We start from the raw sequence: 10,660 nt of genomic DNA, 5'->3' as shown, positions 1-10,660 counted from the left end.
CGAGGCCCATGTGGTGCACGCCGAGAACGAGTTGACGGCCGTGCTGCACGATCCGCGCGAGGTCCACGGCGGCGTCGCGGAGCACTCGCAGGCCCACGAGGGCCGGGCCCGCGACGTGCTGGTGGAGGCATCCGCGGTCTCGGACCTGCTGGTCGTCGGCGCCCGGCGCCGCCGCAGCTCCATCGGACTGCAGCTCGGCCCGGTCGGTCACGCCCTGCTGCACCACGCTGCCTGCCCGGTCGCCGTGGTGCCCCACGACTGACGTACCGGCTTCGTCGAAGGTCCAGGAGTGGGTCCGGCCACTCGCGGTCGCACCGAGGACCTGGAGGTTCCACCGCTCTTCACGGAAGCGCGGCAGTTTGCGTCGCCGTCCGCACGAACGGCAGCACCAGCCTGGACGGGTGTCCGGCGTCCCGGAAGATCTTGTGGGTGACGGGGCGGCCCACCGGGAGGTGGAAGGCGTCCGGGGGCAGCAGCGCGTTGTGGTCGTCGGCGAGCGGTTCCGCGTTGGAGAGCTCCGCGACCAGTCGGTGGCCGGGCAGGAACGTCGCCGCGAACGGGTAGATCCGCAGCACGTACTCCTCGATCCTGCCGGGCTCGACCGGCACCGCGCGGGTGTGCGGGTGGTACGGGTCGCCCTCGGTGGTGTGTTCCTCGTCGAGTTCCCGGTGCGACGCCTTGAGGTAGGCGGTGGTGACGAGTTGCCGTTTGCCGCCCGGTGCCTCGTCCCACAGGCGCAGGATGAAGTTGGTGTCCGGCTGGTCGATCTCGGCGAAGAGGTGGGCCGCGCCCTGGCCCATCATCTCGGTGGGTGCGGTGAACGGGGCGGTGCTCCAGCTGAGCATCTCCACCGTGTCGGTCACCGTCAGGGGTGCCTGGTAGAAGCCGTCGGGGGCGGCGTGTTCGGCGCCCATGGGCTCGGGCTCGCAGGAGAGCCCGCGGCGCGGGCGCAGGTACAGCGGGCGGTGTTCCACGTTCCTCGGAGGCCACTGCTCCCCCGTGACGGTCTCGCGGGAGCCCTCCACGTGGACGCTGACGGCCGGTTCGTCCATGACGCCGTTGTCGATGCCCTTGAGCCAGTACTCGTACCAGCGGAACATCTTGTCGTGCTCCTCGACGAAGGGGCGCGACTGCATCGGCGGGTAGGGGCCGATGTCGAGCTTCTTCGGGCCGTTCAGCGCCTTGTACAGCTCGATGGTGCCGTCCATCGTCCAGCCGCGGCCCTGGTCGATCTGGAGCCAGACCGGGATGTCGACGGCGGGTGCGAGGGTGATCGGGTTCCGCTCTTCGTACCAGTCGCCGTCGACCTCGTTCATGACGATGTCGAACCACGCCTCGTGGTGCTTCGGGTAGTTGAGGACGTGCACCAGGTTCGGCCAGGCGGCCACGTCCGGGTCGCGCAGCCGCTCGGCGACCCGCTTCCTGATCTCCTCGGGCGAATACGTCTCCAGCATGCGGGACTTGACGCGGTCGGTGAACGCCCAGCCGGAGTCGCCGCCCCGGCCCTCGCGGGCGGCGCGCGGCATGAACCACATGACACCGCCGTGGTACGTCGTCTCGTAGAAGTCGTAGTGACCGCCGCTGACGAAGATGGCCTTGAGGGACGGCGGGCGTTCGGCCGCCGCCAGCACCTGCATGGAGCCGAAGTACGAGATGCCGATCATGCCGACGTTGCCGTCGCACCACGGCTGCGCCGCGACCCATTCGATGAAGTCGTGGGCGTCCTGGCCGAGGGGGACGCCGCCGGCGTTGTAGTTGCCGATGTGCTCGCCCTCGGCGGCGCCGGAGCCGCGCAGGTCGCCGATGACGTGGACGTAGCCCTCCTTGACGACGCGTGCGATGTCGCCCGCCTCGACGCAGCCGTCCCACATCGGGCTGGGGCGGCGCTGCGGGGGCGTGGTGAGGGCGAGGGCCTGGAGTTCCTTGCCGTAGGGGCTCAGGGCGACGAGCGCGGGGCGTGGTGTGTCGGACGTGGCGCTGTAGGTGTCGGCGGCCAGCGTGACGCCGTCGCGCATCGGCACCCGGAGGTCCTTGCGGACGGCGATGGTCTGCCCGCCCGCCTGGATGGTGTGATGGTCGGTCATGTCTGCGGAAGCTCCTGTGTTACGCGTGCTCGCCGCGTGTGCGGTAGGCGTGCATCGAGGTGAAGAACGGCGACGGTTCGAGCGTGGGGTCGCCGGTGTAGCCGAGTTCCTCGGCGGCCCCGGCGAACGGGGAGTACGGGGAGTCCGTCTCCATGAGGCCCTCCCCCAGGCAGCGGCAGGCGGCCCCGGCGACCCGCGCCTCCGCGGCGAGGCTCTGGTCGATGGCCTCCCGCGCCTGCGCCTCGTCGAGTTCGACGCCGTACGGTGTGCCGTCGGCCCTGCGGTAGGGGTGGCCGAGGTAGAGGCGGCGCGGACGCACCTTGTCGCGCAGGTGCCGCAGTCCGGCGCGGTAGGCGGCCGGGTCCGTGTAGCCGGGGAAGCCGTTGGCCGCGCCGTGGACCTGGACGGCGTCGCCGGTGAACACCGCGCCCTGGCCGTCGATTTCGTAGGCGACCGAGCCGGGTGTGTGTCCCGGGAGCGCGTGCACCGAGACGGTGACATCGCCGCCGAGGCGGAGTGTCTCCCCGCCCTTCACGAGCAGGGTCGGCTCCAGCTCGCCGGAGATGACGGCGTCGGCCGCCGCGGTGATCCTGGCCTCGCCGTCGGGGTCTTTCAGGTACCGGCCGCGTCCGGCGAGGTACTCCTCCACATGCGCGCGCCGCGAGCGCAGCATGGGGGCGTCGGCCTCGTGGATCACCACCTGTGCCCGGCGGCCGGTGAGCTCCCACAGGGCGTGCGCCCCGCCGAGGTGGTCGATGTGACCGTGTGTCAGCAGGATCCAGCGCACGTCCTCGATGCGCCGCCCGACGGCCTCCAGGGCCGGCGCCATGCCCTCGGCGGGAGAGGTGGCGATCCCGGTGTCGACGATCGCGGGTTCCGGTGCGTCGACGTAGAAGCTGTAGAGACCGAAGCGGCCCCAGGGCGAGAAAAGGGGGTGGACGGTGACGTCGTGGGTCATGGGCCTCAGCGCCCGGTGAGGAAGTCGCGGGTCTCGGCGAACACCCGGTGGTACTCGGGGATCCACGAGAAGTGCTGGACGAAGCCGTGGCCCGCGCCCTCGTACCGGCTCACCGTCGCCGCGACACCGGCCTGCCGGAGCCGGCTGCCGTACAGCTCGCCCTCGTCGCGCATCGGGTCGAACTCGGCGGTGACGACCAGGGCCGGCGGCAGTCCGCTCAGGTCCTTCCGCTTGACCGGGGAGACGAGCGGGTCGGCCGGGTCGGCGCCGCTGTCGAGGTAGAAGGAGTTGAACGGCTTGAGCCCTGCCGTCTCCAGGCCGTACCCGACGGCGTTCTCCCTCAGCGAGGCGTAGCGGTCCTCGTCGAAGTCCAGGTCGAGGGACGGGTAGTAGAGGATCTGGTGGGTGATCCGGTCGAAGCCCTCGTCGTGCGCCCGCGCCGCGACCGCGGCGGCGAAGGTGCCGCCGGAGCTGTCGCCCGCGACGGCGAGGACCGTGCCGTCCCAGCCCAGTGATTCGCCCTGCTCGGCGGCCCAGCGGGTGACGGCGCAACAGTCGTCGAGACCGGCCGGGAAGGCGGCTTCCGGCGCCCGGCGGTAGTCCACGGAGACGACCTTCAGGCCCGTCTCCTTCGCCAGCGAACGTGCGACGTGGTCGTGGGTCTCCAGGCTGCCGAGGAAGAACGCTCCCCCGTGGAAGTAGATCAGCAGCCCGTGCCGGTCGGTGTCGGTGGGTGTGTAGACGCGTATCGGTACGTCGCCGGAGTCGGTGTGCGCGGTGCGGTCCTCGACCGCGTGCAGCGGCAGGCGCTCCTCGACGGGCGGTACGTGGGCCTCTTCGTCGGCGCGCATCGCGACCGGGTCGAGCGGGCCCTCGGGCGGGGGCGGGAGGGTCGCGAGGAACGTCGAGATCTCGGGGTGCAGCGGCATGGTTCTCACTCCTTGGTCGCGGTGGGCGTGGGCTGCTGGCCGGGGAAGACCTCGTCGATCTCGTCCTCGGCCCAGCCCTGCCGCGAGATGGCCTGCAGCTTGTCGGTGACGGGCTTGCGCGTGGCCTGGTACTGGGCCAGCGCTTCCTTCAGGGAGTCCGCGGCGCGCAGGGCGTCGGCGAGGGCACCGGCGTCCTCGATGGCCGAGTTGGCGCCCTGGCCCTGGTGGTGCAGCATCGAGTGCGCGGCGTCGCCGATGAGGACGACGGAGTCCGAGTGCCAAGTGTCGATGGGGTCGATGTCGTACACGGCGCGGATGTTGACGGTGTCCATGTCGAGGCCGCGTGTGATGTCCACGAGCCGCTCGTCGAAGCCCTCGACGGTGCGCAGCATGTCCTCCTTGGTGACCCGCGGTGTCCAGGTGCCGTCCGGGCACAGGGCGGTGATGTCGAAGGACACCTGGTCGCGGTGGCGCAGCGGCAGCAGGTAGACCTTCGTGCCGCGGCCGATGTACATGCGCAGGTTGTCGTCGGTGACCATGCCGCGGGCGTCGGCCACGGAGATGACGGCGCGGTAGGCGTGCTCGCCGGAGAACACCGGGCCCTTGTCGCTGAAGAGCCGCTGCCGCACGACGGATTTGATGCCGTCGGCGCCGACGACGAGGTCGGCCTCGGCGGTCGTGCCGTCGGCGAAGGTCAGCACGGCTCCTTCGCCCCTGTCCTCGATGGTCTCGAGGCGGTGGCCGAGGCGCACCATGCCCTCGGGGAGCACACCGAGCAGGGCCTCGATGAAGTCGCCGCGGTGGACGAGGTGGGTGCGGGTCTGTGTCCCGTCGGCCGGCCAGGCCTCCTTCAGGATCGGGGCGCCGGTGGCGGTGAGGATCTCGAAGTACTCGCTGGGCGAGCTGACTTCGGCGATCGCGTCGTGGATCCCCCACTCGCGGAAGCGGTTCATGGTGACGGGGCGCAGGCCGATGCCGGCGCCGACCTCGCGGATCCGGCTCGCCTGCTCGTACACGGTGACGTCCGCGCCGAGCAGGCCGAGGGCCTTGGCCGCGGCGGCGCCGCCGTAGCCCGCTCCGACGACGGCGATCTTGAGGTCTTTCAGGTCCTGCATGGGAGGGGCTCTCTCCTACTTCTGGATGGTCAGGAAGCCGGCGGGGTTGTCGACGAAGAGCGTCCGGAGGGCCGCCTCGTCGAGGCCGGCGGCGCGCAGGTCCGGGATCAGTTCGTCGAAGAGGTAGTTGACGGTGTGGCCCTTGACGCCGGGCCAGCCGAGCGGGGAGCAGTTGGCGTCGGCGGAGGCGAGGACCTGGCCGATGCGGCGGCCTCCGTCGACGAACCGCAGGAAGTGGTCCAGGCGCTCTCGCCGGGGTCGGGCCCAGAACGGCGGGTCGGGCAGCTCGGTCTCGTAGCCGAAGGTGTCGAAGCCGATGCGGCCGCCCTGCTCGGCGATCCAGACGTCGCGCGTCCTGTCGGCGTTGACCCCGTCGTCCACGTGCCCGAACAGCACTCGGTCCAGCGGGAGTTCCTCTTCATTGAAGATCGCCACGGCGTTCTCGGCGTCGATCGCGAGGTGGGTCAGGATCGGCACGCCGGTGGCGAGCGCGGCGCGGGCGGCGGCGCGGTAGATGCGCTTGTCCAGGTCGGTCATGCGGCCGCCCCGGCTCACGCCCACCTTGATCACTCCGGCCCTGCTGCCGGTGTCGCCGATGCCGACGGTGATCTCGTGGACGAACTGCCGTGCCAGGTAGTCGACATCGGCGCGCGCGAAGTGCGGCAGCGCGGTGTCGCCGCCGACGAATCCGGTGCAGGCGACGATGTGCACGCCGGTCTTCGCCGAGAGGGACTTGTAGTAATCGACGTCGCGGCCGTTGCAGATGCCGGTCGCGTCGACGAAGGTGCCGCCGCCGAGTTCGTGGAAGCGGCGCAGCTTCGGGACGGTCTCCTCGTAGCGCCGCTCGGGGCTCTGCCACCACTGCGTGTCCAGTTCGGAGCCGGGCATGCCGTAGCCGATGTGTTCGTGGATCGCCACGAAGCCGAGTTCCTCGGCGGGGATCGGCCCCAGGACGGTGTTCACTCGCGACACTGCGCTCACCTTCGGATTCGGAAGAGTTCTTGACGGTCGGTTCGGGGCGGGGCGGTCAGCGCACCGCGAGCAGGTCGCGCGGGTTGGCCCCGAGGATGCGGCGTACGTCGTCCTCGCCGATGCCGCGCGCCGTCAGCAGCGGCACGAAGTCGGTCAGCACATGGCTGTACGGCAGGTCGTTGGCGGGGTGCCCCTTGGCCACGCCGGTCGCGCCGACGGAGAGCAGGATCCGGCCGGTGTGTCCGGCGCGGACGAGGTCGGCGACCAGGTCGGCGCGCTCGGCGTCGGTGAGGTGCTCGGTGTCCTCGGTGCCGACGCGGTCGAGAAGGACTCGGGCGCCGCGGGCGGCGATCTTCTCGGGCGCGCCGGCGGCGACGGCCGCCCTGCGGTCGAGGCCGCCGACGGCGACCTGCTCGGCCGGGAGCCGCTCGTTGAGGACGACGTCGAGTTCGGCCACGGCGTCGGCGCCGTACCGGAAGGTGACGGCCGTGCCGGTGGCGAGCGCGGCGCGGGCGGCGCCGCGCAGCAGGCTCTCGTCGGTGGCGGTCATGCCCGAGCGGGTCACCGCGGTGGTGACGAGTCCGGCCGGTGCGCGGCGCTCCACGCGCGGGACCACCATGCCCTCGGTGATCTCGCGGCCGAAGAGGTCGGCGAACTTCTCGGCCGGCCAGGGGGTCGGCGGGTTGGTCTGCGGGGTGAGGAAGTAGCCGCCGAGCAGTTCCTCGGGGCCCTGTCCCGTCGAGGCGACGATGTGCACGCCGGTGGCGCGGGACAGGGCTTCGTACAGCCGGAGGTCCCGGCCGTGGAACATGCCGGTGCCGTCGACGACCGTGCCGCCGCCCGCGGCGCGGAAGTCGCGCAGCTTGGCGGCGAGCGTCTCGAAGATCTCGGCGCGGTCGAGGGTGATGTCGAAGGCGTGCTCGGCGCCCGGAAGCACCGAGAGCAGCGCCTCGTGGACGGAGACGACACCCAACTCGTCGGCCGGCACCGGGCCCAGGACGGTGTTCACGGTGGTGCTGTTCACGCTCATGCCTGCCTCACGTGTCCGGTGTGGGTGCGGCTGTGCACCCTGTGGCTGCCGTCACGCTAGCCATTCGCTTTACATGGCGTCAAGGAAACAAACGTCATGAGAACTCACTGGTCATGACGTTGCGCCGGGGCGTGATGTGTGAGCACAAAAAGGCTCCTCCGAGGCCGTGAAGGGCCTCGGAGGAGCCTTGGTACGAGGTGGGCGCGCGCCCGCCGGGTCAGGTCAGCAGCCGTACCCAGCTGGCGCTCAGCTCGTCGAGCAGCTGCTCGCGGGTGAGCTTCCAGTCGGCGCTGCCCCAGTGCTGGGCGACGTAGTCGAGCTCGGCCATGGCGAGCACACCCTTGAAGCGGCGCTGGTGGGGTGCGAAGCGTCCGGCCCGCGTCAGGCCGTCCTCGATGTCGCTGATGGCCTCCTCCATCCAGCGGTCCACCAGATCGCGCAGCTCCGGGTCGACCGCCGCGGCGTCCCGGCCCACGCGGATGATCGGCCGGATCTCCGGCCAGCTGTCCGCGGTGCTCCGCAGCCAGGCGCGGATCCCCTCCGCCGTCCCGTCGGCCACGGTGGCGACGAGGTCCCGGGCCGTGGAGCCGTGCTCGGGGGAACGGACCCGCTGGAGCGCCTCGTTGAGCCGCTCGTCGATGAGCGCCCGCATCAGATCGGTGCGGGAGGGGAAGTACGCGTAGAAGGTCACACGGGTGGTGCCCGCGGCGGTCGCGATGTCGTCGACCTTGGTGGCGGCGTAGCCCTTCGACGTGAACAGGTCGAGGCCGGACTCCAGCAGGAGGCGGCGCGTCATCTGCTTCTGCGCCTGTCGAAGGTTCGCCATGGCGGAAATCCTAACGTCACGCCACGCACCGGCCCTCCGGGACGTCCGCCGAGGTCAGCGGGATCGGCGTGAACATCTCGGGCTCCTCGTCCGGCGTGAGCGCGGTGGGCCCGTACAGCCAGTCCGTGAAGGAGTAGTCGTACGTGTCGCGGGCGCGCAGCAAAGTGTTGCGCTGCTCGCGGGCGAGGCCGTCGAGGTGCCACAGCTCGCCCCACGTGCGGGACGTGGTCAGCACCCGGCGGCAGTGTTCGGGGCGGACGGCCTCGTAGGCGGCGAGCGCCGCGCTCCAGTCGACGTCGCCGCTCGCGTCGCGGTGGCGGGCGGCGTGCTCGCCGAGCACCCAGCCGTCCTCGATGGCCATGATGGCGCCCTGGGCGATGTACTGCAGCGGCGGGTGCGCGGAGTCGCCGAGCAGGGCGATGCGGCCGTGCACCCAGTTCATGACCGGATCGCGGTCGAACATTCGCCACCACTTGTCGCGCCACATGAACGGCAGGCCGTCCCGCACGAAGTCGCAGGTGTCCGCGAAGGCGGCGTCGAGCTCGTCGGGCGTGCCCCAGTCCTCCTCCCCCGCCAGGGCCTTGGGTGACTCGAACACGGCGACCTGGTTGAGCAGTTCGCCGCCGCGCAGCCCGTAGTGGACGAAGTGGCAGCGCGGGCCGATGTGCACCACGACCTCTGCGAGGTCCGCGGCGCGCACCCGCGGCTGCTCGGCGGGGACGGTGCCGCGGTAGGCGACGTACGCCGAGGACACCGGCTCGTCGTCGACGAACTGCTTGCGGGCCACGGAGTGCAGCCCGTCCGCCGCGATCACGAGCCCGGCCTCGTGGCGCTCACCGGAGGCGAGGGTCACGCGGGCGCCGCCGTCGGTGTTCTCGTACGAGGTCACCTGCGCCTTGTTGATCAGCTCGACGCCCACGCGTCGACAGGCGCGCAGCAGCAGGCCGTGCAGGTCGCTGCGGTGGATGACCAGGTACGGGTATCCGTAACGCCGTTCGAGGTCCCGCAGATCGAGTCGGGTGAGCTCTTCGCCGTCGACGGCGTCGCGCATGACCATGGCGTCCGGGACGACGCCGAGGCTCTTCGCCTCCTCCAGCAGGCCGTAGTCGTCGAGGATGCGGGTGCAGTTGGGGGCGAGCTGGATGCCGGCGCCGACCTCGCCGAAGGCGGGGGCGCTCTCCAGGAGGCGGACGGCGAGGCCCCGGCGGGTCAGCGAGTACGCCGCTCCGAGGCCGCCGATGCCGCCGCCGACGACGATCACATCAGGTTGGGACACGGGGTTCACCTCTCAGAGCCAGGGGCCGAGTTCGGGGGCGTCGGTGAGCGCGTGGGGCCGGCCCGCCAGCCAGGCGACGACCTCGGGGAGCGGCCCCTCGGGAAGTTCGTCGAGTCCGCGCTTGGCACGGATCTCCTCGGCCAGGGCGGCCAGGAACCCGCTCGGCAGGTCGGCGAAGGTGACTCCGGTGCCGAGGTCGACGGCGTGGACGCATCCCTCGCGGGCGCGCATCCAGGGCAGTTCGGTGGCGGGGACGGTGCGGCCCTGTGCGGTGACGACCTCGTGGTGCCACTGTTCGTCGATGAGCCGGTCGAGTCCGTCGGCGAGCCGCCGGGCGGATTCGTGCAGCCAGGTGCGCAGTTCGTCGGCCGTCAGTGTGGGGCCCTTGGCGATTCCGGCGGCGCGTTCGTCGGCGGAGGCGTACATCGGCCGTTCCTCGCCGGTGGCCGCCCAGTGCACCAGGTTGCACAGGGCGTCGGCGTTGGCGGCGACGTGTGCCGCCAGGTGCTTGCGCGTCCACTGGGGCAGCGCGCTGGGGGCGGCGAAGGCGTCCTCGTCGAGGGCCGCGGCCGCGTCGAGCAGGAACTGCGTGCCGGTGCGGGCCCAGGCACGTGCTTCGGTGAGGGTACGGGTGGCGGTGGTCATGCCGCGACCACCTCGTTGACGCAGGCGCCGAGACCGGTGATCTCGGTGACGACCCGCTGGCCGGGGCGGAGGAAGACCTTGGGGTCGCGGGCGTTGCCCACGCCGGCCGGGGTGCCGGTGGCGATGATGTCGCCCGGGTTCAGGGTGATGGCGGTGGAGATGTACTGGACGAGGAAGACCGGGTCGAACAGCAGCGTGCCGGTGTCGTCCTGCTGCATCACCTCGCCGTCGACGGCCGTCTTCACTTCGAGGGCGGGGCGGACACCGCCGACCTCGTCGGGGGTGACGACGTAGGGGCCGACCGGCGTGGTGGCCTCCCAGATCTTGCCCTGGGTCCACTCGATGGTGCGGAACTGCCAGTCGCGCAGCGAGATGTCGTTCATGACGGTGAAACCGGCGATGGCGTCGGCCGCCTGCCGCTCGTCGGCGCGGCGCACCCGCCGGCCGACGACGACCGCCAGCTCGACCTCCCAGTCGAGCGCTTCGGTCTCGGCGGGCTTCACGATGGCGTCGTGGGCGCCGGTGAGGGTCTCGGCGAACTTCGGGAAGAGGGTCGGGTGGCTGGGCAGGTCCCGGCCCATCTCCTTGATGTGGTTGGTGTAGTTGTGGCCGACGCAGACGACCTTGGACGGGTTCGGTACGACCGGCGCGAAGTCGGCGCCCGCGACGGGGTAGGTGGTGCCGGTCGCGGCGGCGGCCGTGTCCCGCCAGCCGTCGGTGGCGAACAGGGCGCCCAGGTCGGTGTGGCCGAGGTCGACGAGGGCCTCGCCGTCGAGGCGGACCGCGCGGGTGCCTTCGGCGGTGCGGAGCGTTGCCAGCTTCATG

Annotated in this window: 11 protein-coding genes; 1 reads left to right on the top strand and 10 read right to left on the bottom strand. The window is 71.4% G+C overall.

What is annotated here, in order from left to right:
- A partial coding sequence (locus ACY34M_RS29045; RefSeq protein WP_462721277.1) for a universal stress protein occupies positions 1-262 on the top strand: 262 nt, incomplete at its 5' end.
- Positions 263-341: 79 nt separating this feature from the next.
- On the opposite strand, the gene ACY34M_RS29040 is transcribed toward ACY34M_RS29045, so the two are convergent.
- The 10 genes from ACY34M_RS29040 to ACY34M_RS28995 all read right to left on the bottom strand — a co-directional run bounded on the left by ACY34M_RS29040 (position 342) and on the right by ACY34M_RS28995 (position 10,659).
- Positions 342-2,084: a CocE/NonD family hydrolase gene (locus ACY34M_RS29040; RefSeq protein ID WP_462721276.1), complete on the bottom strand. Its 1,743-nt coding sequence runs from the start codon at positions 2,082-2,084 to the stop codon at positions 342-344.
- A 19-nt stretch (positions 2,085-2,103) separates the two neighbouring features.
- Positions 2,104-3,042: an MBL fold metallo-hydrolase gene (locus ACY34M_RS29035; protein ID WP_462721275.1), complete on the bottom strand. Its 939-nt coding sequence runs from the start codon at positions 3,040-3,042 to the stop codon at positions 2,104-2,106.
- 5 nt (positions 3,043-3,047) lie between these two features.
- Positions 3,048-3,971: an alpha/beta hydrolase gene (locus tag ACY34M_RS29030; protein ID WP_462721274.1), complete on the bottom strand. Its 924-nt coding sequence runs from the start codon at positions 3,969-3,971 to the stop codon at positions 3,048-3,050.
- A gap of 5 nt (positions 3,972-3,976) precedes the next feature.
- Positions 3,977-5,086: an FAD-dependent oxidoreductase gene (locus ACY34M_RS29025; RefSeq protein WP_462721273.1), complete on the bottom strand. Its 1,110-nt coding sequence runs from the start codon at positions 5,084-5,086 to the stop codon at positions 3,977-3,979.
- 15 nt (positions 5,087-5,101) lie between these two features.
- Positions 5,102-6,058: a phosphotriesterase family protein gene (locus ACY34M_RS29020; protein ID WP_462721272.1), complete on the bottom strand. Its 957-nt coding sequence runs from the start codon at positions 6,056-6,058 to the stop codon at positions 5,102-5,104.
- 55 nt (positions 6,059-6,113) lie between these two features.
- The gene (locus tag ACY34M_RS29015) at positions 6,114-7,088 is read right to left on the bottom strand and encodes a phosphotriesterase family protein (protein ID WP_462721271.1); all 975 of its coding nucleotides are present in this window, start codon (positions 7,086-7,088) and stop codon (positions 6,114-6,116) included.
- 217 nt (positions 7,089-7,305) lie between these two features.
- A complete protein-coding gene (locus ACY34M_RS29010) occupies positions 7,306-7,914 on the bottom strand; it encodes a TetR/AcrR family transcriptional regulator (RefSeq protein WP_462721270.1) in 609 nt (202 codons plus the stop codon).
- Between the two features lie 16 nt (positions 7,915-7,930).
- A complete protein-coding gene (locus ACY34M_RS29005) occupies positions 7,931-9,175 on the bottom strand; it encodes an FAD-dependent monooxygenase (protein WP_462721288.1) in 1,245 nt (414 codons plus the stop codon).
- A gap of 27 nt (positions 9,176-9,202) precedes the next feature.
- Entirely contained in the window at positions 9,203-9,835 is a 633-nt protein-coding gene (locus ACY34M_RS29000) for a maleylpyruvate isomerase family mycothiol-dependent enzyme (protein ID WP_462721269.1), read from the bottom strand.
- The gene (locus tag ACY34M_RS28995) at positions 9,832-10,659 is read right to left on the bottom strand and encodes a fumarylacetoacetate hydrolase family protein (RefSeq protein ID WP_462721268.1); all 828 of its coding nucleotides are present in this window, start codon (positions 10,657-10,659) and stop codon (positions 9,832-9,834) included. Before ACY34M_RS28995 ends, ACY34M_RS29000 begins: the two co-directional genes overlap by 4 nt.
- Position 10,660: the final 1 nt, after the last annotated feature.

It is taken from the genome of Streptomyces sp. EDA2-14 (assembly GCF_054963755.1).
This window is presented reverse-complemented; position numbering and strand designations above follow the sequence as displayed.

What these genes read in the sequence shown, in the direction of transcription:
- ACY34M_RS29015 (WP_462721271.1), bottom strand. Translation starts at nt 7,088, where the DNA reads ATGAGCGTGAACAGCACCACCGTGAACACCGTCCTGGGCCCGGTGCCG.
- ACY34M_RS29025 (WP_462721273.1), bottom strand. Translation starts at nt 5,086, where the DNA reads ATGCAGGACCTGAAAGACCTCAAGATCGCCGTCGTCGGAGCGGGCTAC.
- ACY34M_RS29000 (WP_462721269.1), bottom strand. Translation starts at nt 9,835, where the DNA reads ATGACCACCGCCACCCGTACCCTCACCGAAGCACGTGCCTGGGCCCGC.
- ACY34M_RS29010 (WP_462721270.1), bottom strand. Translation starts at nt 7,914, where the DNA reads ATGGCGAACCTTCGACAGGCGCAGAAGCAGATGACGCGCCGCCTCCTG.
- ACY34M_RS29040 (WP_462721276.1), bottom strand. Translation starts at nt 2,084, where the DNA reads ATGACCGACCATCACACCATCCAGGCGGGCGGGCAGACCATCGCCGTC.
- ACY34M_RS29035 (WP_462721275.1), bottom strand. Translation starts at nt 3,042, where the DNA reads ATGACCCACGACGTCACCGTCCACCCCCTTTTCTCGCCCTGGGGCCGC.
- ACY34M_RS28995 (WP_462721268.1), bottom strand. Translation starts at nt 10,659, where the DNA reads ATGAAGCTGGCAACGCTCCGCACCGCCGAAGGCACCCGCGCGGTCCGC.
- ACY34M_RS29030 (WP_462721274.1), bottom strand. Translation starts at nt 3,971, where the DNA reads ATGCCGCTGCACCCCGAGATCTCGACGTTCCTCGCGACCCTCCCGCCC.